Here is a 22989-nt window from a genome sequence, read left to right as displayed (position 1 = left end):
AGCTAACAAAGGAAAGCCACCTCTAATGGCTGCTTAACCTCTACTTTTAACTTCGGTTATTTATGGGAGGATTACCATAGTACTTACGAACATCTACACACAAAACACGGATTTGCTCGCGCTCATCGCTCCTGAGTCTGGCTCGAGTCATCTGTTCCTCTATAGCACGATTAGAATCTAGCCCCAAATAATAACGCTCTGTCACATAATCATGCGCAGTGGCTTGTTTCAGGCTTTTGGCAGAAATATTAAAACTGAATAAAGCCAATACACAGAATCCTGAAATTTTAATAGTGCTATGCAGCAAATGTTTTAACTTCATAACTGTGGATGCTCCGTTGGTAGTCGATTCCAAAACCAATGAATACGGCCTTGTGTATCAAGCAAAGTATGTGTCTTAATCTGCTCATGCATGACATTACTACCCCAGCAGGCATTTGCACTATTTCGGTTGTTATGCAGAAATATTTTTTCAGTCGTATCATCAATTTTTTGTGGTGCAATATAGACTGCATAGCCCGCAGGAATCCATAAATCTGCCACGACTAAAGTTTGCTGTTTGGTGTCATATATCCCAACAGAAATCACTAAGTCCAAATAAGGGTCGCAGGAAACAAACAAATGCGGAAAATTATGTCCTTCTAAATCTGTGCAAATTGTAGGAAATAAAGTCCGATCTTGCCCTGAAGGTGCTGTGTCTAAATATGGATTGGCATAGGCTGCAAATTTTCCGTATTTGTATTCACAATAACTGACGATGTCGTACTGATTTTCAATCTTGATACTTTTGCCTTGTCCAATCAAATGCATACCAAAAGCTGCTGCCAATTCTGGTGTGATTTTGAAAGGTTGATAAACAATTGATTGTGTAACCTCAGGAAAATCAAGTTCTGTGATCACACCCCATTTGGTTTTTTTCTGATTTTTTGCTCGAACCCGAATGGGTGCTAAACAACTTAAATCAGCTGCTGTCACAGCTTCTCTCTTAAGCAAAGTTCTCTGAATTCTTTTATTCAGTGCGGTGAAATGTGGCTTGCCCCGTTCATTAAAAAAATACGGTGTCGCGCTTAAATCCACCGTAATTTCATCGACCATCTCATTCAACAGCATGCGTGAAAAATAAGTCCCCGTATCTACACGCTGATCTGTGTTTTCTTTTTTCATTTTGCTTTCTTTTAAATGACTCAATTCATTTGAAAACCCAGCTTATAAAGCTAGGAGTTGGTTATTTCATTTGATTTAACATATTTTTTGCGCCTGCATGATTATAATTTTTGGCTAAATTCTGCAAAATACGCTTGGCTTGCACTTCCGCGTTTGGAAAACGACTACGATAACTTGACACACTGGTTAAACAACGTGCCACCAGCATGCCAGATTCTGTATAAATACGTGTTCCTTCTGCTCCTTGTAATTTGCCATAGTTGTAGGCACGTTGTGCATTGTTGCAGGCATTGACCTGATTACGACCACTATTGATGTCTCGACGTGCTGCGACATATAAACGCATTTGTTGCTGCTGTGGGGTTTCTACAACACGTGCGGCAGTTTTAGCAGGTAGGCTCAGAACTTCTTTCTTTTCCTCAGACTTTTCTTTTTCTTCTACCTTTTTGTTGCTACTACTTGCTTTAGCGGGCGTTGTTGTGGCCTTGGTTGTTTTGGAAGTGCTTGCGGCACGGTAAAAACGGCGTGCTTCGTCTTCAGTCATCATTTTTGTGAGTAAACTCACCACACGGGCTTCACCACGTTGTTCAAGTTTTCTTTCAGTAACAGGCTCAATTGAAACAATCCAACTTCCACCCTGACTACGTACACAACGGTAAGCACCAATGCCCTGTTTGACATCTCTATAGGTATTGAGTAGCTTTTTCGACCATGCATTTTTGACGAGGCTCATGGAGCTTTTGTAGGCAAGCGTTAAACGTCCATTTTGCGACTGGCAATAGCTGCCCATATATTTACGCGGCACCATAGATTCAGCAGGTTGATCTTTACGCTGCGGTCCCCAATAGTAGACATATTCTTTGGCAGCACCACTGGGCTGATTTAAATTTTTCTGAACAATCAGTTCTTGGGGAGATGCAAAATGCTTAACCGAATTTGGGCTAAATTGATCAACTGTTGTGCAACCAAATAAGAGGCTGCCAATCCCACCCATCAAAAGTATTTTTTTGCAGGTCACGTCTCAATTCTCAATTGTTTTTATATGAATGAAAATATATGAATTGGCTGAAAATAACAAATCCAACACATTGTTTTTATGGTCGATTAATCTTGAATTAAGTTGAGCTAAGTTAAATATTTTGAGCAAAAAATACAACCCATCACAGTTTTTTATAATTTTGTGCCACAACACCTGTATTATTTTCATACATTTGTTCAGATAAGTGCACAGCATTTCTGCGACTTATCTGAACAGGTCTAGAGCTACATCATTATTGATCTAAGGTCGATTCAAAAGCCTTTAAACGCTTATAGATAGATAAAAGCTCAATAATGGTTGGCCAAGATGCAATCAGATACTGAAATGATTCACGTACTTTGCCAAATACGTTGGAAATTTGCATCATCAAACCTAAAGTAATTGCACCTGCGGCAATACTTGGGAATAACACAAATAAACCGTAAATATTGTCCAATTGCATGTACCAAATGCGTACCAAGTTAAAATAGGCATAGTGGAAATATAAACGGAAATAGTTAAAACGTACTTTGCTAAACAATTCTTTTAAACTGAGTGGGTCAGCACGTTCGGCATGATCTTCACCATAAACCAATTCTTTACGATAAGCCGCCTCAACTTTCTGGTTATTAAATTCCAGACCTGGTAACTTCGCACCCACCACAATTAACACCAATGTACCAAATACCGCCCACCCCACTGCAGCCCAAACCAGCGCATAAGGAATTTCCCCCACTATAGGCAATGCTTTGACATGCACAGACAAGCTGAATAAAACAGGTAAAAAGGCCAATAAAGTCATAAAGGCTTCTACCAGATTGACTCCTAAAGTTTCCATGGTTCTAGCAAAACGCATGGTGTCTTCTTGAATACGTTGTGATGCCCCTTCAATATGACGTAATTTTTCCCAGTGTGCCGTGTAAAAATTATTCATGGCTGTACGCCAACGGAACACATAGTGACTCACAAAAAATAGATTAAAGACCATTAAGGTCACAGCCACCATCGCCACATACAAAAAGGTCAAAACACCTGCATAGAGTTCATTGACATCGCCCCCGCCATTGCTCAGCATTTTTTGAATCAGATCATAGAATGGGTTGTACCAAGCATTCACCACCACATTGACTTGAACGCCAAACCAAATATTGAACAAAATAAAGGCTGAACCCCATACAGACCAACGCTGCCATGGGTGATTTGCTTTAGTTTTCCAGAAAATGGCAAACAGCGTCGTTGCCACAAAAAACCACAGATAAAACCATAAAAAAGCAGGTGACCAAAAACGGCTGACACCAATGGGTAATTCGGCCTCTGCATATCCTTCAGGAAAGCCAATCCAGCTTCCCCATGCACTACCGCCCGAATACCATAAAGCGAGGTTGATACTAAACCACAGCAACAGTGAAATAAAAAACCATTTTGGATTTGGAAAAAATGACTTAAACATGCAGACAAAAAGCCTTTATTTTTTAATTTGGAATGTAAAACCCAGTGCCTTCACCACTTAAAAAAGCGTGAATGGATACTTTAACTTTTATACTTTATACGCTGTTTTTTCAGCAATAATTTTATTTTTATACTGAAAACTGTAAATTTCATCAATCGGCTATATTTTACTGCGCTGTTCATTTGCCATTCATCTAAGAAATTACATCAAATTTCAATTTCTTATATTTTTAAAATGTCAAATTATGAAGTATTGGGCAAATTTATTGCGATTTTTTGACCAACAATTCAAGTACAAAATATTTAACCCGACACAAATTTACGATTTTGTGTAGATTATTCATCAATTTACTATATAATACAGTTGATTAAAAATAACTCATTTAGGGTGCGGTATGGAATCTCCAACAGAAAACATTGCTATTGAGCTACTTGAACCTATTGTTCTACGTAAAGAAAACTGCGCACCAATTGAATTCGAGCAAGGTACAATTTTAAAAGTTTTATTGGTTAATCCTAACTCCTACTTGGTTACCGTAGACGACGAATTTAACTTTACTGTCTCTTTAGAAGATGAAAATAAGGTGTGGCGTAAACTTTAATTACTGAGTCGCCACAAACTTTAATGATTGAATGTACGCAAAGCACATTCAATCATTAGATAAAGCTTGATAAATACGCTACTGCTTTCATGGCTTATAAAAACTAAACTTTCATTACACCTATCAATCACAGCATCCTTTTAATTTTTCAGAAGTCCACTTCGGGTATGGCTCTCTGAAAATGTTGCCTAAGATTCAGTTTTCAATCCTCTGTATATCATTGTAGATTTTGCAACAATCTCATCAAAATCACCTTTATATTGGGCAAAATGAGATAAAAATTAGCTTTAAATTTTCATCTTATTTTCTCTATAAAAATCAATAAAATATACCAATTAATCAAACCAAAACAACAACAGCAATGACTTTAAATTCACTTTTACAACTAAGCAAAACCAAAATTAATCAAAAATTATGATAAGATCATGCTTCTTGTAAAACACATTTTTTTATAAAGATGAATTGCTTAAGCAATTTTTACTGTCTTTTGTGTATTTTATTTTTCTATTTTTTTAATTCACATCCTATTTTGACAGGGTCTACCTGATCTCTAAATTTAGGATTGTATTTGCTTATTTTAATAATGCGGATATTTAAAAATCCTGAATTGTGACACTCAAAATTGGAGAGGTAATTAAGAACTCAAAACTAATGGAGATAGCAATGGATCGAATTGCAATTATTGGCGCTGGTCCAAGCGGCATGGCCCAATTAAGAGCGTTTCAGTCAGCAAAGGCCAAAGGTCTACAAGTTCCTGAAATTGTATGTTTCGAAAAACAAAATGATTGGGGTGGACTCTGGAACTATACTTGGCGCACAGGTATAGATGAACATGGTGAACCTGTCCACGGCAGCATGTACCGTTATTTATGGTCAAATGGCCCTAAAGAAGCGCTAGAATTTGCCGATTATACTTTTGATGAACACTTCAAAAAACCAATCGCGTCTTATCCGCCACGTGCAGTACTGTGGGATTATATTCAAGGTCGTGCAGAAAAAGCACAGGTGAAAGACTTAGTCCGCTTTAATACCGCCGTTCAGCATATTCATTATGATGATGCGACGCAAAAATTTACGGTTGATGTCGAAGATTACGCACAGCAACGTCATTATTCAGAACAGTTTGATTATGTTGTGGTGGCCTCTGGGCACTTTTCTACCCCGCGTGTCCCTGTTTATGAAGGCTTTGATCAATTCCATGGTCGTATTTTACACGCGCATGATTTCCGTGATGCACTGGAATTTAAAGGTAAATCAGTGCTGTTGGTGGGCAGCAGCTACTCTGCCGAAGACATTGGTTCGCAATGTTATAAATACGGCGCCAAACAAATTTACAGTTGCTATCGCAGTAAAGCCATGGGCTTTAAGTGGCCCAAAAACTGGTCTGAAAAACCACAATTACTGCGTGTAGATGAAAATACTGCTTATTTTGGTGATGGAACATCGGCCAAAATTGATGCCATTATTTTATGTACGGGCTATTTACACCACTTCCCGTTTATTGAAGATGGCTTGCGCCTCAGAACGCATAACTGCCTTTATCCACTAGGTTTATATCAAGGTGTGGTTTGGGAAAAGAATCCTCGTTTGTTCTATTTAGGCATGCAAGATCAATGGTACACCTTCAATATGTTCGATGCGCAGGCATGGTTTGTCCGTGATGTGATTTTGGGCAAAATTGCGTTGCCAAGCATAGACGAAATGCAAAGCCATACCCAAACCTTGCATGAAAAAGAACAACGCTTAATGAGCGATGAACAATCTGCACGTTTTCAAGGGGATTACATCAAACGCCTGATTGCGCAGACCGACTATCCATCATTCAATATTGATGCAGTACATGATATTTTCATGCAATGGAAAAAGCATAAAAAAGAAAATATTATGGGCTTTAGAGATAAAGTCTATCGCTCAGTGATGACAGGAAAAATGGCTAAACCGCATCACACACCATGGTTATATGCACTAGATGATTCTTTGGAAAGTTATCTAGAAGATGAAGCTCAACGTGAGGCAATGTAAGGCTTAAACACAAAAAGCCATCACCCTAGACCGTAAAAAATCAAAAAAACCCCATACGTTATGCGCATGGGGTTTGTTGTTTAAGGATTTATCTAAATATCTAAACTTAATTGCTGTTCAAATTATAAATCTGACTTGGCACGTTTTAAGGCCTGTTGCCAACGCAGTAAATGCTCAGCCCGTTCTGCCTCTTTCATTTGAGGTTCAAACACTCGATCTAATTGCCAAGATGCCGAAATTTCAGATAGGTCAGAAAATACGCCTGCTCTTAAACCAGCCATAGCAGCAGCACCCCAAGCGGTAGATTCCAGCATTTTAGGACGCAACACAGGTACATTTAAAATATCGGCTTGGAATTGCATCAACATATCATTTTGACTGGCACCACCATCGACCCGCAATTCTTTCAGAGGATGATCTAAGTCCGACTGCATGGCGGTGAGTACATCTGACACTTGAAATGCAATAGATTCCAATGCCGCACGGGCAATGTGCGCCTTATTGGTACCACGTGACATGCCACATAAAAGTGCCCTTGCTTCGCTGTCCCAATGTGGCGCACCAAGCCCTGTAAATGCAGGGACTAACACAACACCATCGCTAGAAGTTACACTATTGGCGAGTTGTTCTACATCGCTACTTTTTTGAATAATCCCTAAACCATCCCGCAGCCATTGCACCACTGCCCCTGCCATAAAGACACTGCCTTCTAGGGCAAAATGGGTTTCATTTTGACATTGCCATGCCAGAGTGGTGAGTAACTTATTTTGGCTAAACTGCACCTGATTGCCTGTATTGAACAACATAAAACAGCCTGTACCGTAGGTATTTTTTGCTGTACCTACCTCAAAACAAGATTGTCCAAATAAAGCTGCTTGCTGATCACCCAAAATACCTGTGATTGGAATATTATCACCCAATAAGCCAGTTGCGGTGTCTGCAACATAACTGTCTGATGCAATAATTTTAGGTAAAACTGATGCTGGAATTTGAAACAGTTCCAGTAAGTCTTCATCCCAAGTTTGATGATGTAAGTTCATCAACATTGTTCTTGAAGCATTACTTGCCTCAATGACATGTTCAGCGCCTTGGGTTAAATTCCAGATTAACCAACTGTCGATGGTGCCAAAGGCCACATGCCCTTGTTGTGCCAAAATTTTCAGCCCATCGACATGCTCAAGTAACCAAACCAGTTTGCCTGCGCTAAAATACGGATCTATACGCAAACCTGTTTTTTCCTGAATCAATTGCATTTGGTTATTTTGAATGAGCTGATGACACCAGTCTGCAGCACGTCGATCTTGCCAGATAATTGCAGGGGCCAGTGGTTTTCCCGTGCGTTTATCCCACACTACAGTCGTTTCACGTTGGTTGGTCACGCCAATTGCACGAATATCTTTGGCTAAAATTCCTGCTGTAGCCAAAGCCTGTTGCACCACTGCAATTTGATTTGACCAGATTTCTTGGGCATCTTGCTCTACCCAGCCTGAATGTGGCGTCTGAATGTGGGTTTCACGTTGTGCTGTAGCCTGAACTTGTCCGTGTTCATTGAAAATAATAGCGCGACTGGAAGTCGTGCCTTGATCGAGTGCTAATAAATAACTCATATTTTTTATTGTGTTTGGCTTGAAAAATAAAATATTAGCGCAATTATGTAATTAAGCGCATTGAAATGTGTAATTGTGCAGAAAATACATCGTAATTTTTGCCAGCTATGCTATGATTGCGTTGTGATATGGGGGTGTTATTGGCTTCGACGCTGATGATGAAGCTCATAGATGCATGCCGAGAGCGCATTTTCTCTCGTAAATAAAATTTGCATTAAAATAGTCGCAAACGACGAATCTTACGCTCTAGCTGCCTAAGGGCAGCTTGTCCGCTTCACTGAATACTTGTGGTCAGTGAACCCGACTGAAGCGCACGCACACAAGTCCGTATAGAGCCAAGCCTCGGGGCTTTATACCAAACTTAGAGGATCGCACTTTTAACCCTGTTCGTCGGGTCTTTAAGTGTTAAAACAATAGACGATATCTAAGCATGTAGTATTCTCGAGTGTAGTGTTGGCGGACGCGGGTTCAACTCCCGCCACCTCCACCATATACCTAACAAAACATGGCAAAATATGCGTGTTTTATTAAGATAAAGGCTTGAATCTAAAGGATTTAAGCCTTTTTTCTTGCCTAAACATAACTAAACATAACTAGCTACAGTGTACATATACCGTGTACATTGCACATTTTATTGAACTCACTGGTGTACAAGCCATGAAAAGAAATGAAATAAAACGCGGTCCTATGTCGGATACAGTCCTAGCCAATCTTGAACCTGAATTAAAAGAATATCGGGAGCTAGACGGCAACGGCTTATATTTTCGTACACTTTACATCGAATGTTTAGTCTAAAGGCACAGCCGAAGTTTGTTTGATCTTTTGCATTGGAATTTCGGTTTTAATATTTTGTACTGAATTTTCTCTCTTTAAATGCTTAATCTGTAGCTGCCGATATTCTTCAATATTTGACACCACAATCTTCAATAAAAAGTCACAGTCTCCCACCATTAAATGACACTCTACAACCTCAGGTAGCGCCTGAATCGTATCGGTAAAACGTTGTACTGTTTCAATATCTTGTCCAATCAACCAAATACGCGTAACAGGGTCAAACTTTTCCCAACCTTTTCTGCATCAATCAAAGCAGTATATTGCTGAATAATGCCCGCCTCTTCCAAAATACGAACACGACGTAAACATGGCGATACCCCCCAATACACGTGTCATCAATTTGTAATAAAACTCGCTTATACCTCGTGTGATAATGCAACTTTATTTTCGAGGGTTTGGGAATGTCAGAGAACATCAGCTTAGATTATCTAAATGGACTCATTCGTACTGCAGAGAAAAAAGGGAAAAAGATAGATAAAATCTTATTGGGTTATAAAGCCTACTACTTTTTTATGTCAGACAGTGAATTCCATAAAGAGGTCACGAGCTCTGCCCTTTCTCCAAGTAAGCGTAAATATAAAGACCATAAAATAAAAGTGACCCAAGACGATTATCAGGTTGAATTAAAATTTCAGGAAAAATAATCGGGACGCTGCATTATTTGACCAAAGCGATGCTTAATCTAAAGGCCACTCATTAACTTTGGTGGCCTACCTCTCCTTCCTATTTCAAGTGACTCATTCCACTTATTCCCCCCAATATTATTGGTTTATGATGCAGACTTGATTGGCCTATCATTTTGTTTCAATAGTTTTTAATTGCGCATGCGTTACAGCGGCTTTGTCACGTTTGGTTAAAATAAAGTGTGCAATCAAACCTATACAGATACCCCAAAATACAGAACTTAGTCCTAAAAAACTCATGCCAGAGACGGTGGCAAGAAAGGTAATTAGCGCACTATCACGGTGATTTTCGTCTTTAATTGCTGCAGTTATATTGGTGGCAATTGCACCCAATAAGGCCAGTCCTGCAAGCGCAGCGACTAATTCTTTTGGCAGTAAACTGAATAGCATCACAATACTGCCTGAAAACAGACCACCTAAAATGTAAAACAGTCCATTGGCAACCCCTGCAATATAGCGTTTTTCTTTAAGTTCATGGGCATCTTTACCGGTGCACAAAGCCGCTGTAATTGAAGCCAGTACAATACTAATTCCACCCACCACAGACACCGCTAATGAAGCAATACTCGCTGTACTAATAATGGGTTTAGCTGGTGTGTCATACCCACTCAACTTGAGAATGGCCATTCCAGGTAAAAATTGCCCCGTCAGACTGACCAAAATCAAAGGGATCGCAAAGTTGATGGTTGAGGTTAATGTCCATTCAGGTGTAATGAATTGTGGTACAGCGAGTGAAAAATCCATGTTGACTGGGTTTATTTGTCCCATTGCTGCCGCAAGAATAATTCCAGTGAGCAACACCCAAATGATGGCATAGCGTGGTGAAAGACGTTTGGCAATCAGATAGCACAACAACATACCTATCACTAAATAAGGCATAGAATTACTGGCAATAAACAGCCCTAAACCAAACTGGAATAAAATTCCTGCCATCATGGCAGCGGCTATGCTTTGCGGAATCATTTTTATTAATTTATCAAAATATCCACTCCAACCAATAATCAACATGGCAAGCGCAGCGGTAATATATGCCCCAACGGCTTCACTCAGGGATAAATCAGGAAACAAAGTCACTAATAAGGCCGTGCCCGGTGCTGACCATGCCGTAATAATCGGGGCTTTGTATTTAATCGATAGAAAGATGCCTGTAACAGCAGCACCAATAGAAATTCCCCAAATCCATGAAATCATCATAGATGAAGAGACATTCGCCTGTTGTGCCGCCTGAAAGAAAATGATTAAAGGGCCTGAATATGAAATCAGTACAGCCAAGAAGCCTGCGACTGTGGCAGAAATAGACCAATCCTGTTTGAGCATTTTGAAAATATCTTTCACAGCACATACTCCTTATGTCATTTGCGATTTACCTTGCAACCCAAAATCTTTTTTCACTCTTTTTTGGGGCGATAAGACATCTTATTCACAAATAAAATTAATTAAAAACTAATTATTTCTATATAATTAACAATCAATATTTATCTATAAATAAAGAGCTAGCGATGCTGAATGAATTAAAAACGCTAATTGCTATCCAAAAATACGGTTCATTTAGTGCTGCGGGACAGCGGATTGGCTTAACACAAGCGGGTGTAAGCGCTCAAATAAAGTCCTTAGAAACGCAACTTGATCTTGAACTTTTTGAACGGGTCGGACGCAAAGCCTATTTAAATGTAGAGGGGCTGCGCGTCATTAAATATGCAGAAGAAATCATGGTGCTGATTGAAAAAATCAAGCAGCCTGAATCGCTGATTGATTATAAGGGTTTGATTAAAATTGGTGCGATTGCTTCGATTCAATCTGGCTTTTTCCCACAATTATTGAAAAAGTTTAAGGAATATTTACCTTATGCCAAAGTACGAATTCTGCCAGGTGTGTCTTCAAACCTGCTCAATATGGTAGAAAGTAGCGAGATTAATCTAGGGGTGATCATAAAACCGAACTTCCCTATTTCCAAAGAATTTAGCTACTATTCGCTGTGTAAAGAAGCTTTTGTTTTAGTGACTCCTAAAGAAGTTAAGCTCACAGATTATAAAGAAATTTTGAGCCGCTACCCTTTTATACGTTACGACTGCTCTTCATTTGGCAGCAATATCGTTTCTGATTTTTTAAGCAAGCATAAAATTGAAACACAGGATTTTCTTGAACTTGAAGATGTAGAAGCCATTGTTAAAATGGTAGAAAACAATTTAGGTGTAGCCTTAATTCCCTTTAATGCGCCTTGGCGTGACCAGCAGAACAACATCAATGTCATTCGCTTGGGGGAAGAAGAGTTTTATCGCGAGCTGATTGTCATTATGAAAAAGTCGAATGAGCAGTCACTGGTGTCCAATATTATCTATCGAATTCTGCATGAATTAGAAAACGAGGAGCGAACAACCGCACAAGCAACGGGAACAGTGTTTTATCCTTGGTCATTACCTGAGCGATAATGAACAACGCGCAGATCCTTTGCAAAAGAAAAGCCAAAATAAAATAGAATGATCGGCTTATAGTGCAACAGCGATAAGCCGCATCAATGCAGGTTTAATAGACTTTTGATATAGTATTCTTCTGGAAAAACCATCAGCTGTTGATCTTCCTGAGCCCGTTGTTGCAAATAATCAGGAAGTACAAAACTAGATAAAGTTGAGCCAGCAATCAGCTGATGTTTTTCATCGGCAGACAAAACTTTAATAGGTGTATCCACAGACCAAATTGTGAATTTTCCATGAGTTAAGCCATCATCCCACAGTAAATTGAGATGCTTAGCTGCAAAATTAGCCTGTGCAAGTGCTTGCTCAATTTCCAGTAGAATGACCATTTTTTCAGAATCTGTAAGGTTTTGTGCCTTAGGATCCAATAAAATATATAAGTCGGTACAATCTGCCAAAACATAACATTGTGAAGTCACATCAAAGCCCTTAACCTATTCAAATATAATTAAAATATTTAACTTCTTATGAAAATGAAGTGTTATGTTTATCTCTAAGTAAATCAGTATAAAAAACACTCATTAGAATGATTCTAACCTACTCGTTGCTCCAATAAACAAAAATTTCTTAGGCTGCCGTCCCGTAATCAAAAGCTTTAATCAATAAATCAAAGTGATCTAAACCAAATTAAAACCTTTAAGCCATGGTATGAATCGTATCTTTAAAGCGTTTCCACGCCACGTAAAAGAACACAATTGCAATTGCTATCAGCCACAGAAACGATGGCCAAACGATATTTAGCCCAGCATTTCGGTACAAAATGGCCTGAGCCAGCTCAACAAAATGTGTGGTCGGTGCAATCAGCATCAGATATTGCAATACTTCAGGCATACTTTCTCGCGGTGTCATGCCACCTGAAAGCATCTGCATCGGAATCAAAATCAACATCATTAACAAGCCAAACTGCGGCATGGATTTGGACATAGTCGCCAAATAAATCCCCATCGAAGTGGTGGCAAACAACGTCAACAAAGCACCAAAGAAGAACAGAAACAAGTTACCTTCTATAGGTACGTTTAAGGCCATCTGTACCACCAGCTTCAGACCGATAAAAGCCGCTATCAATACCACTAGACTCATCGACCAGACTTTGGACATCATGATTTCAAACACCGTGACTGGCATCACCATCAAGTGTTCAACCGTACCGTGTTCACGCTCACGAATTAACGCAGCACCAGTCAGAATAATAGACAGCATCGCTACGTTGTTGATGATTTCCATAACACTGCCAAACCATTTCTGGTCTAGTGTTGGGTTAAAGCGTGCCCGCATTTCCAGCTCTACTGGCATACTGGTCATTTCACGATGATGCAGCAAATATTCACTAACTTCTGACTGTACAATCTGTTGGATATAACCTGCCCCGATCATAGCTTGCGACATACGTGTTGCATCTACATTGACCTGAATTGCGGCCGAGTTACCCGCCAAGACATCTTCCTGAAAATTCACTGGAATATTTAAAGCAAATGTAAATTCACCTGCATCCATTCCAGTATCCATGTAATTCAGTTCTGTGGTTCGCGGAATAAAATAAGGTGGATAAAATGCCGAGCTAATCCGCTCAGACAAAGTTGAATGATCTTCATCTACAATCGCAATAGGCGCCATATTCAGGCTGTCTGTCATGGCTGTAGCAGCCGTATAAATGGCCACTGTAAAGGTGTAAATGATAAGAATCAGCATGACTGGCTCACGCCAAAGACTCCACAACTCCTTGCAACCGAGCTGATAGATATTCTGTATTTTCTGTCTGAACATCCTAGGGCTCCTGTTTTTTTAGTGCAAGGATTGCTGCACACATCATCACGGGGACGGACAGCAGAATAATCCAGAAACCCTGACTCAAGTCTTCAAAACCCAATGCCTTATTGAACACCCCACGGCTGATATTGATCATGTGTGTCGCAGGATAGATCTCTCCAAACCAGCGACCAAAACCTTCCAATGCAGAAACGGGATTAATAATGCCCGCAAATTGCATCACTGGAATCATCGTACCGAGCATCACCAAAAACATCGAGGCGATCTGACTTTTGGTTAGTGCCGAAGCCAATAAACCTGTAGCTGTAGAAAAAATAATAAACAGTAAAGATGCCAATGTTAGCGTCAAAAAACTGCCTTTAATCGGCACATCAAAAAACACCACTATCATCAGGCACATCAGGAAATAATTCAGCATGGCCAGTACCACGTAAGGAATTTGCTTGCCAATTAAGAATTCACTGCGGGTGACTGGAGTAACATACAAATTCACAATCGAACCCAGTTCTTTTTCTCGTACCACAGACAGTGCTGTAAGCATTGCAGGAATGAGCAGAATTAATAATGGGAACAAAGCTGGAGCCATTGCTGGCAAGCTCTTGATATCTGGGTTATAACGAAAGCGGGTTTCTACATTGACCGCACTGGAATATTTATAACCACTTTGTTCCAAGGCTTGCTGCATTAACCAATGAGCATGAATCCCTTGCACATAGCCCTGAACCGTTTCTGCACGCTGCGGCATAGCCCCGTCAATCCATGCACCAATCTTGACGTTCTCTCCTCGAGCCACATCTCGTGCAAAGCCGGGTGGAATTTCAATCGCCAAAGCAATATCACCGCTGCGCATGCGCTGGTCTAGGTCTTCATAACTTTGCAGAGGTGGTTTTTCCACAAAATAGCGTGAGCCAGCGATACTCATCGTGTAATTCTGACTTAAACCTGTTTGATCACGATCCAGCACAGCAAACGTCAGATCATCCACATCCATGGTAATTCCAAGTGCCATCACCAACAGCAAAATGATTGACCCGACCAAAGCCATGGTCGCACGAATCGGATCACGCGCCAATTCTAGCGATTCACGCCATGCATAACTGAGCAGGCGTTGTAGGCTGAATCGACTAGACTTCGGTTGCTGCGTATTGACAGATAGATGATCACTAGCTTGCTGTTCATCCTTTTCTTCTGTCGCAGTCTGAGCGCCAACACCTGCTCCTGCGTCCAACAGATAGCCAATAAAAGCTTCTTCTAATGAACTCGCTTGGCGGTTTTTAATTAATTGTGCAGGCGCTGCACTGTCCAAGACCCGTCCTGCATGCATCAATGACATACGGTCACAGCGCTCTGCTTCATTCATAAAGTGGGTGGAAATAAAGATGGTGACCCCGTCTTGACGTGACAAAGTGATCAAATGACGCCAGAAATTATCCCGAGCGATGGGGTCTACGCCAGAGGTCGGCTCATCTAGAATTAAAATTTCAGGCTGATGTACCAGAGCAACTGCCAATGACAGACGCTGCCGCAGTCCAAGCGGTAAATCATCAGGTAATTTGTCTTTTACAGTACTTAAGTCAAAACGCTGCAGCATCTCGTGCACACGTGATGCAATCTGCTCTGCAGGCACATGAAATAACTTGGCATGCAGCACCAAGTTCTGAGTAATCGTCAATTCACTGTAGAGTGAAAAGGATTGTGACATATAGCCAACACGGCGACGGGTCGCTATATCACTGCCTTCCACGGGTTGTCCGAACAACCATGCCTGCCCTTCCGAAGCTTCCAGCAATCCCGTCAGAACTTTCATGGTGGTCGATTTGCCACAACCATTGGAGCCTAAAAAACCAAAAATTTCACCACGACGAATCTGAAAATTGACATGATCGACTGCGGTAAAATCGCCAAACTTAACGGTCAGATCTTTGGCTTCCAGCGCATATCCTTCTGAATCATGCTGCGGTAAAGCCGGTATAACGACTGGTTCATAACCCTGTTTCTTTTGCTCTGGCAAAAGCTTGATATAGGCCTCTTCTAAACTGTGGCTACCAGTTTGTGCCAACAACTCATCAGGACTGCCAGTTTTCAGGATTCTGCCTTCATCCATCATCGCTAACCAGTCAAAACCTTGCGCTTCATCCATATACGCTGTGGCGATAATCACACTCATTTGTGGGCGGACACGACGAATACGGTTAATTAACTCCCAAAACTGTGAGCGTGCCAAAGGGTCGACCCCAGTGGTTGGCTCATCTAAAATTAAAAAATCAGGATCATGAATCAGGGAACAGCACAGGCCAAGTTTCTGCTTCATCCCACCAGAGAGTTTTCCTGCGGGACGATCCAAAAAGTCATACAGCCCTGTACTTTTGGTCAGTGCATCAATACGCTTTCGGCTTTCTGCTGCATTATGCCCAAACAAACGGGCAACAAATTGTAGGTTTTCTTCCACCGAAAGAGTTTTGGACAAGTTTTTCCCAAGCCCTTGTGGCATATAGGCAATATGTGGGCAAACTTTTCTACGATGTTTTGCATCGGCAATATCACCACCGAGTACCATCAAACGGCCTTGCTGAACCACTTTGGCACCCGCCAGCAATGCCAGCAGGCTTGATTTACCCACGCCATCTGGACCGATTAGACCAATCATGCAACCCGCAGGCAAAGACAGAGAAATATCTGTTAAAGCCTGAGTTTTGCCATATTTCAGACTGACTTGTTGAATGTCGGCAACAATTGCACCTTGCGCAGATGATGCTGTCATGATTTAACCAGATTGCTTAGGAATTCAGGCCAAGGAGCACTTTCATCAACTTTGATATAAGCCACACCTGGAAGGCCAGTTTTGACTTGCTGAATGTGCTTTTGCAACAGAGCTGGATCAATTTTGGCTTTAACTCGAAACATCAGTTTTTGACGTTCACTTGCAGTTTCCACTGTTTTTGGGGTGAACTGTGCAGTATCTGCAACAAAAGAAACACGGGCAGGAATCACCACATTTTTAGCAGCATCCAGCACAATACGAACTTCTGTACCTATGGCAATTCGGCCAGCCACCGTTTCTGGCAGGAAAAAGGTCATATAAACGTCCGACAGATCAATCAGGTTCATGACCCGCCCGCCTGCGGCAATCATTTCACCGGGTTGTGCCACCAAAAACTGAACACGTGCCTTTAATGGAGCTTTGAGCAGGGCATCTTCAATATCAAAATTAATCCGCTCTACTGTGGCCTTAATCGCATCGACTTGTGAACGTGCACTGGACACCTGACTTCTTGCTGCCACAATTGCGCTTTGTGCACTGTCTACTTGTGCTCTTGCTGCACTCAACACCGCAGCCACACTTTTAACATCTGCACGTTCATCATCTAATTGCTGTTTTGATGATGCTCCATCTTTAGCCAAAATTTCAGTTCGTGCCAAACGGTTTTTAGCCGCAACCAGTTCAGTTTCACGTTGAACAACCATGGCTTGCGCTGCAGCTTTTTCACTGATTCGCATGGCGACTTGCGCTTCTGCGGTAGCAATGCCATCTTGTGCCTGACGCTGCTGGGCTTGGACTTCACGGAGTTGTGCTTCTAAAGCAGACACTTTAATACGGGCTAAAACTTGACCTGATTCTACAAAGTCGCCTTCTTGCACCAAGATTTCTTCTAACTGGCCAGCTAATTTACTGGAGATATTAATTTCAGTTGCTTCAATTCGCCCATTACCACTGACTAAAGCTTCTGTATCGGATTGGGTCATATTTTGCCAGACCAAATAAGCCACCAAACCCAAAATCACCACTACACTCACCAGTGTGAGTTTTTTAATATTCATGTTTGTGATTACCCAAAAACTTGTGCTAAAGAAATCTTTCAAAATTATTTTATAACACGAATGTTACTCGCAATATGTTGTCTACTACAGCCCCTTCATGAAAAATCGGAAACCATTTTAGAACTCAGACGAATTTTAAGAGCTCATTTAGCAGCACAGAATTGACCTGAGATGAAAACTGAGCTTCGCATTAAAAAATGAACTTTAAAATAAATCTGACAGCAATTTAGATACAACAAAACCGCATTCAAACATGATTTTAAAACATGACTTAAATGCGGTTTTTTAGTTTGATCAAACTTTGTGTTAGATCAATTAAACAGCCTAGCCCTTAGTATTCATAACCATTATTGGCTGACCATTGCTGCAATTTGCCATAATAGATTTCATCATTGAACAACAGGTCTGCTTTAGAAGCCGCATTGCTTTCTTCAGTTGGGCAGAAACCATCGTCACAATCGGCATCGACCACCCAACATCCACGTACAAATAAAATTTTATTGCCTTCTTGCTCTAGTTGTTTCTGCACACGCTCAATCGCTTCATTTAGATGATCTGCACCTAAATAAGCAGTCAAATACGCATAAGAGCCTGTTTCATCGGATGCTTTACGAAACTCGACACCCACACAAAATAAATGTTTTTTCATTTTTGGCTCCTTGTCATGTTATACAGTTAAGCTAATCTTTAATCTGGTCTAGGTCTAGTGCTTTTTCTTACACTTAACAATACGTTACCTAGTCACAATACTGTAGTTCAGAATAAAAACCTAGCCGCTTCATATTAGACTTAAGCCATAATTGCGCTGTAAATTAAATACAATGCAACGCCAATCACCGTGGTGGCAAATACTTTCTGTACCGTATTGCTATTCATGCGGTGAACTAAAACACGTCCCAACAACATCCCCACAATACACGCTATGACAAACGTCATGGTGACCATCGTCGGATACTGAAAACCATCTAAAACATGGGCAGAAATACTGACGCCACCAATCAAAAAAATGATCATTAAAGATGTTGCTACAATGCTGCGCATATCCAAGTCAGTGAATTTACGCAATAACGGCACAATCACAAAGCCGCCACCGACTCCAAGTAGGCCTGTCAGCAAACCTGCAATAATCCCCACACCGCCCAACAAAGATGCTGTTTTGGCGTTCCAAACTAAGCGTCCAGTCGTTTGATTGACCTTACATGGTGGATTGGTCTGATCATTAACCTTATTAAAGAAAATGCGATAAGCCACAATGAACATAACCGCACTGAATGCCAATGTCAGCCAAACAGGGGGCACAATACCTGCCAAATGTACGCCATAGCGTGCTGAAGGAATACTGATTAAGGCAATCCACAATGCAGCTCGATAACGTACAATTCGCTTGAATAATCCCTCAATTGTGCCCACAAAAGCAGCTAGAGTGACAGCCAATAATCCTACGGGAGCAGCTTGTGCAACGGTCCAGCCTTGGCTTGCCATTAGGGCAGGAACAGCAAGAATACCGCCCCCTGCCCCAGTCAGCCCGAGTAAAGTCCCAATAACCAAGCCTTCCAGAATTAACATCCACATGCCTGTTCCCCTATTCCACTCGTGTATGGCGTTTTAAGTACATCCACATCACTTGCCGCACACCTGATTGGCAGGCAAAGCCACATCTATTTGTTTTGGATAAGGCAGGTTTAAATTCTGCATAAGGGTAATAAATTCAGCTTTGGTACGGCCTTGCCCCAAACGTGAGTTATTGCGTTTTTCCTGTCCCACGGTAGATGAAACACGACCTTTGTAGTCATGGCCTGGGTACACCAAAGTATCATCAGGTAAGCTAAAAATTTGCAGGTGGATACTGTCATACAAAGTAGCAGGATTCCCTTCTTGAAAGTCTGTACGACCGCAACCATCAATCAGTAAGGCATCCCCCGTAAACACCATGCCATCCACCACATAACTGGTACATGCATTGGTGTGACCTGGGGTATAACGTGCTTCAATCTGCAACTCACCGACACGAATGGCCGCACCATCGGTAATGAAAATATCACCACACCCAACACCCGAATTACGATGCAAAATAGTTTTGCAACCAAAGCGGGTTCTTAAGGTATTTGCCGCAGTAATATGGTCGGCATGCACGTGGGTATCTAAGCTGTAAACCAATTGCAAACTATGCTGCTCCAAAAAAGCCGCATACTGCTCTACCTCGGAAATCACAGGGTCAATGAGTACGGCTTCACGGGTTTGTTCAGAAGCCAATAAATAAGTGTAGGTTGAACTTTCCGGTTCAAAAAATTGATGAAAGATCATGTGCTGTGTACCGTATTGAATTATTGTTATGCTTAGTTTTGCAAATAGAGTGCCAACTTTATCTATTTTTAATATATTAATAAAATACAATATATTGAAATGCATTATCTAATTCAGTTACATCTGTGTGTTTCACAATTGTTGCGTTTCATGTTTCAATTAAATCCAAAATGAAACAAAAGATGAAACAATATGACGACAATGTATGACTTTGAACAGCAAGCTCAACTTGAAGATTTTTTGTTTCATTTACAGCAACTTTGCCCTGACAGTTGGCTGTATATATATGATGAGGCATCCAAAACATGGTGCTACGAATATGCTCAGGCATCGGCCACATTTTCAGGCAGCATCGAAAAAAACCTAAAAAACCAACTGCTGAATTTACAACAACCTATTGGAACCCTGACATTAGTAGACAATTCCATAGCGTTGAGTTATCACCACTTAAATATTCGTATTCGTGCAGAAAACTTGAGTGGGCGTTTATTTTTTATGCAGCCCGTCGTATCTCTACCTGTATTTAAAACAACAGCAGCATCCGAGCAGACAAACAGTAATTTGACAGATTTTTTCCATAGTCATTCGCCACAAATGCAGCATATGTATTCCATTATTGAACGAGTTGCAGTGACTGAATTCCCAGTTTTAGTCCGTGGCGAATCTGGCAGCGGCAAGGAGTTGGTGGCGCAAGCCATTCATGCACGAAGTCATCGTCATGCACAGGTTTTTATTGCGATTAACTGTGCCGCTTTAAATGCCAACATTCTAGAAAGTGAATTATTTGGGCATGTGAAAGGCGCTTTTACAGGGGCAATTCGGGAACATAAAGGCGTATTTGAACGTGCTGCGGGCGGTACTTTGTTTTTAGATGAAATTGCAGAAATTCCTTTAGAGCTACAGGCAAAATTGTTGCGTGTATTGGAAACGGGCGAATTTATCCCTTTGGGTGGTGAAAAATCAATTAAATCGAATGTCAGAATTATTACCGCAACACATCGTGCTTTGCGTGAAGAAGCCCGACTGGGCAGGTTCCGCCAAGATTTGCTCTATCGCTTAAGAGTTATCCCTATTTTTGTGCCGCCACTACGAGAACGCAAACAGGATATTCCTGAAATTGCCGCCTTTATTTTGCAACAACAGCAGGCTCAGTTTCAGCTCACACCGACTTTATCTGAACAAGCTTTGGCGGTATTACTGAATTATGATTGGCCGGGTAACGTACGTGAATTAAAGAATACCTTGCTGTATGCACTGACTATGTCGGCAGGTAAAACCCAAATTGACCCACAAGATTTACCCGATGAAATTGTGCATGCCAGTTTGAACTTAGCCAGACCATCTACAGCACCACAGCCAATTCAACTGCCCATCAAAAGCAGTCAAAAAGTTGATAAAGACACCTTGCAAGACCTATTGGAAAAATATCAAGGTCAAACTGAATTGGTGGCACAAGCACTCGGTGTTAGCCGAACCACCTTATGGCGTTATCGCAAAAAATTTCATTTATGACTTAGATGACTTAAGGTTTTTTAGATTGGGCAGCATAACTTAAAGGACTTGGCTTTTTACTTTTGTCGGCATAGTGGTAAATGGTGTCTAGATCTTTTTGAATAGACGCAGCCACAACATGCGGCATTACCTGATTCAATTTCACAAATATTTTTTCAGGATAACCAACTTGGTACGATTGCCCTGATTGATTCAAAAATTGATATAACTCCTGTGCCACAAATTCAGGACTATCAATTTTTGTGCCCATTTTAATATTCATTTCCATCACTTCAGAATTGTTCATAGGCGTAGCCGTAGCCCGTGGTGAGAAATACCTGAACTGAATTGCCGTCTTGCTGTACTCTCTGGCCAATGCCTCTGTTGCACCACGTAACGCAAATTTACTGGCACAATAACTGACATAGCCTGGGTAGCCAATGCTGCCAAAAGTCGAGCCAATATTGATGACCTGACTGGGTTGACTCTCTGACATATACGGCAGCAGGGCTTGAATCAATTGCAACGGATACACCACATTCACCAACATCATCTGTTCAATTGTTTCTGCGGTCTGCTGTGCAAACAAACTAAAATCATTCATGCCCGCGTTATTTATGTAGTAATGAATTGGCTGATTCAATGCGGCAATGGTCTGCACAAACTGATCTCGGCTTTGGACATCGGCCAAATCACAACGCATCGTATGTAATTGCAATTGTGAATACTGTTGTGACAGCTCATCCTGTAATTGTTGCAAGGCTTGCTGTTTGCGTCCAACCAAAATTAGGTTCAAACCTTGTGCGGCAAAATGTTGCGCAACTGCCTGACCTATGCCACCTGTTGCACCAAAAATAACGGCGTTTAAATTTGACATAAAATTCACTCTAAATATTAAGGGAATGGCACACAGCCTTTACACTGCAAATTCAGGATTGAGCCCTAGACCCATACAGATATACAGTTTACGCTGCTCCAGCGGCACTAAAATTTCACGTCTGCCATGCATAAAGCGTTTGTTATCAATCAGGACCACATCACCATCTTGCCAGTCAATTTCAGAGGTTTCACGCTCACAACGCTCGGCCAGCTCTTCCAGTAATTCCGTTTGGATTTCAGTACCATCAGCAAAGTAAAAATGCGGTGTTTCATAGTTATAAGATGGCCCCAGCAAGGTGTTGGCAAAGGCTGGAACAGCTTTTAAATTGTCATGGCGAATCATGGGCATGCTTAAATCATAAAGTACGCCCTGATCATGTGCAGGCTGAATTCGTTGCCCAGGAATCATCTCAATAAAACGTGCCAATTCCTGTAATCCAACCTGCTCGACCTCTGCAATATTAAATGCAGTTGCTACATACTTTTGCCATGTATGTTTAGGTAAATAACGGCGAATAATCATCGGCTCTGAAAATTTCTGTTTGAGCGTTTCAGGCAGTTTTTTCCAGACTGCATGCCCATCACATAAGGTGGTTTGAGAACCACGTGAAGCACTTTTTTCACTAAAAAATGCAATGATGTCGGGTGGCATAGGTGTTGAACCATTTTCAATATGTAGCCCCATAGCTTGAGTTCCTGCATCTACCTTTTGAGATTGACGAGTCACATTTTCCCGCGCAGGGTCATAGGTCAGCGTTTGGCAAATATTCGTCATTAAGCCACTAAATGTGTTTACATCCATCTGTTCCTTAAAATGTATTCAAACATACTCAAGGACTAATTCGCACTCTGTTAATGTCTTGTTGCCAAGCGTGTAAC

General features: G+C 41.1%; 22 protein-coding genes, 1 other RNA gene and 1 pseudogene. 7 read left to right on the top strand and 17 right to left on the bottom strand.

Features of this window, described 5'->3' with window-relative positions; genetic code table 11:
* Positions 1-46 precede the first annotated feature (46 nt).
* From HHA43_RS11495 to sbmA, 4 genes are all read right to left on the bottom strand, one after another.
* On the bottom strand, positions 47-322 hold the full coding sequence (locus HHA43_RS11495; protein WP_168418209.1) for a hypothetical protein: 276 nt from the start codon (positions 320-322) through the stop codon (positions 47-49).
* A complete protein-coding gene (locus HHA43_RS11490; protein ID WP_168418210.1) occupies positions 319-1164 on the bottom strand; it encodes a hypothetical protein in 846 nt (281 codons plus the stop codon). The genes HHA43_RS11495 and HHA43_RS11490 overlap by 4 nt, the downstream gene beginning before the upstream one ends.
* A gap of 61 nt (positions 1165-1225) precedes the next feature.
* The gene (locus HHA43_RS11485) at positions 1226-2182 is read right to left on the bottom strand and encodes a hypothetical protein (RefSeq protein WP_323126410.1); all 957 of its coding nucleotides are present in this window, start codon (positions 2180-2182) and stop codon (positions 1226-1228) included.
* 253 nt (positions 2183-2435) lie between these two features.
* Entirely contained in the window at positions 2436-3632 is a 1197-nt protein-coding gene (gene sbmA, locus HHA43_RS11480) for a peptide antibiotic transporter SbmA (RefSeq protein ID WP_168418211.1), read from the bottom strand.
* A gap of 394 nt (positions 3633-4026) precedes the next feature.
* Between sbmA and HHA43_RS11475 the strand changes: the two genes are divergently transcribed.
* Together HHA43_RS11475 and HHA43_RS11470 are read left to right on the top strand one after the other, a co-directional pair.
* Positions 4027-4233 (top strand): hypothetical protein, encoded by a 207-nt coding sequence (locus HHA43_RS11475; RefSeq protein ID WP_004975391.1) that lies wholly within the window; start codon positions 4027-4029, stop codon positions 4231-4233.
* A gap of 663 nt (positions 4234-4896) precedes the next feature.
* Entirely contained in the window at positions 4897-6255 is a 1359-nt protein-coding gene (locus tag HHA43_RS11470; RefSeq protein ID WP_104852384.1) for an NAD(P)-binding domain-containing protein, read from the top strand.
* Positions 6256-6377: 122 nt separating this feature from the next.
* Here the strand turns inward: HHA43_RS11470 and glpK are convergent, their stop codons facing one another.
* Positions 6378-7862: a glycerol kinase GlpK gene (gene glpK, locus HHA43_RS11465; protein ID WP_168418212.1), complete on the bottom strand. Its 1485-nt coding sequence runs from the start codon at positions 7860-7862 to the stop codon at positions 6378-6380.
* 130 nt (positions 7863-7992) lie between these two features.
* On the opposite strand from glpK, the gene ssrA reads away from it, so the two are divergent.
* Both ssrA and HHA43_RS13245 read left to right on the top strand, forming a co-directional pair.
* Positions 7993-8352, top strand: a transfer-messenger RNA (tmRNA) gene (gene ssrA, locus HHA43_RS11460).
* 167 nt (positions 8353-8519) lie between these two features.
* Positions 8520-8630 (top strand): annotated as a pseudogene (locus HHA43_RS13245) (DUF4102 domain-containing protein); the annotation flags it as partial.
* A gap of 18 nt (positions 8631-8648) precedes the next feature.
* Here HHA43_RS13245 and HHA43_RS11455 read toward each other — a convergent pair.
* The gene (locus HHA43_RS11455; RefSeq protein WP_228278941.1) at positions 8649-8894 is read right to left on the bottom strand and encodes an Lrp/AsnC ligand binding domain-containing protein; all 246 of its coding nucleotides are present in this window, start codon (positions 8892-8894) and stop codon (positions 8649-8651) included.
* Positions 8891-9025, bottom strand: a complete 135-nt coding sequence (locus tag HHA43_RS13295; RefSeq protein ID WP_266095966.1) for a hypothetical protein — start codon at positions 9023-9025, stop codon at positions 8891-8893. The genes HHA43_RS11455 and HHA43_RS13295 overlap by 4 nt, the downstream gene beginning before the upstream one ends.
* A 72-nt stretch (positions 9026-9097) precedes the next feature.
* Between HHA43_RS13295 and HHA43_RS11450 the strand changes: the two genes are divergently transcribed.
* Positions 9098-9340 carry a hypothetical protein gene (locus HHA43_RS11450; protein ID WP_168418213.1) on the top strand — a complete coding sequence of 81 codons (243 nt, stop codon included), beginning with the start codon at positions 9098-9100 and terminating at the stop codon, positions 9338-9340.
* Between the two features lie 150 nt (positions 9341-9490).
* Here HHA43_RS11450 and benE read toward each other — a convergent pair whose 3' ends face one another.
* Positions 9491-10696, bottom strand: a complete 1206-nt coding sequence (gene benE / locus HHA43_RS11445; RefSeq protein WP_168418256.1) for a benzoate/H(+) symporter BenE — start codon at positions 10694-10696, stop codon at positions 9491-9493.
* 182 nt (positions 10697-10878) lie between these two features.
* Here benE and HHA43_RS11440 point away from each other — a divergent pair, with 182 nt between their 5' ends.
* Complete coding sequence (locus HHA43_RS11440; RefSeq protein WP_168418214.1) at positions 10879-11808, top strand: LysR family transcriptional regulator; 930 nt, start codon at positions 10879-10881, stop codon at positions 11806-11808.
* A gap of 83 nt (positions 11809-11891) precedes the next feature.
* Here the strand turns inward: HHA43_RS11440 and HHA43_RS11435 are convergent, their stop codons facing one another.
* The 7 genes from HHA43_RS11435 to HHA43_RS11405 form a co-directional block, all read right to left on the bottom strand.
* Positions 11892-12269 (bottom strand): hypothetical protein, encoded by a 378-nt coding sequence (locus HHA43_RS11435; RefSeq protein WP_168418215.1) that lies wholly within the window; start codon positions 12267-12269, stop codon positions 11892-11894.
* 217 nt (positions 12270-12486) lie between these two features.
* Positions 12487-13614: an ABC transporter permease gene (locus HHA43_RS11430; protein WP_168418216.1), complete on the bottom strand. Its 1128-nt coding sequence runs from the start codon at positions 13612-13614 to the stop codon at positions 12487-12489.
* A 1-nt stretch (position 13615) separates the two neighbouring features.
* Positions 13616-16378: a ribosome-associated ATPase/putative transporter RbbA gene (gene rbbA / locus HHA43_RS11425; RefSeq protein WP_168418217.1), complete on the bottom strand. Its 2763-nt coding sequence runs from the start codon at positions 16376-16378 to the stop codon at positions 13616-13618.
* Positions 16375-17436 (bottom strand): HlyD family secretion protein, encoded by a 1062-nt coding sequence (locus tag HHA43_RS11420; protein WP_168418218.1) that lies wholly within the window; start codon positions 17434-17436, stop codon positions 16375-16377. Before HHA43_RS11420 ends, rbbA begins: the two co-directional genes overlap by 4 nt.
* 331 nt (positions 17437-17767) lie before the next feature.
* Entirely contained in the window at positions 17768-18085 is a 318-nt protein-coding gene (locus tag HHA43_RS11415) for a hypothetical protein (protein WP_168418219.1), read from the bottom strand.
* Between the two features lie 140 nt (positions 18086-18225).
* Complete coding sequence (locus tag HHA43_RS11410; protein WP_168418220.1) at positions 18226-19008, bottom strand: sulfite exporter TauE/SafE family protein; 783 nt, start codon at positions 19006-19008, stop codon at positions 18226-18228.
* A gap of 48 nt (positions 19009-19056) precedes the next feature.
* Complete coding sequence (locus HHA43_RS11405) at positions 19057-19740, bottom strand: MBL fold metallo-hydrolase (protein WP_168461697.1); 684 nt, start codon at positions 19738-19740, stop codon at positions 19057-19059.
* 192 nt (positions 19741-19932) lie between these two features.
* Here HHA43_RS11405 and HHA43_RS11400 point away from each other — a divergent pair, with 192 nt between their 5' ends.
* Positions 19933-21252 carry a sigma-54 interaction domain-containing protein gene (locus tag HHA43_RS11400; protein ID WP_168418221.1) on the top strand — a complete coding sequence of 440 codons (1320 nt, stop codon included), beginning with the start codon at positions 19933-19935 and terminating at the stop codon, positions 21250-21252.
* A 10-nt stretch (positions 21253-21262) separates the two neighbouring features.
* On the opposite strand, the gene HHA43_RS11395 is transcribed toward HHA43_RS11400, so the two are convergent.
* Together HHA43_RS11395 and HHA43_RS11390 are read right to left on the bottom strand one after the other, a co-directional pair.
* Complete coding sequence (locus HHA43_RS11395; protein WP_168418222.1) at positions 21263-22108, bottom strand: SDR family oxidoreductase; 846 nt, start codon at positions 22106-22108, stop codon at positions 21263-21265.
* A gap of 39 nt (positions 22109-22147) precedes the next feature.
* On the bottom strand, positions 22148-22912 hold the full coding sequence (locus HHA43_RS11390) for a TauD/TfdA family dioxygenase (protein ID WP_168461696.1): 765 nt from the start codon (positions 22910-22912) through the stop codon (positions 22148-22150).
* Between the last annotated feature and the right edge of the window lie 77 nt (positions 22913-22989).

Source organism: Acinetobacter sp. A2, assembly GCF_012371325.1.
Lineage (GTDB): Bacteria > Pseudomonadota > Gammaproteobacteria > Pseudomonadales > Moraxellaceae > Acinetobacter.
Note: the sequence above shows the minus strand (reverse complement) of the source record. Positions and strands in the feature narration are given on the sequence as shown.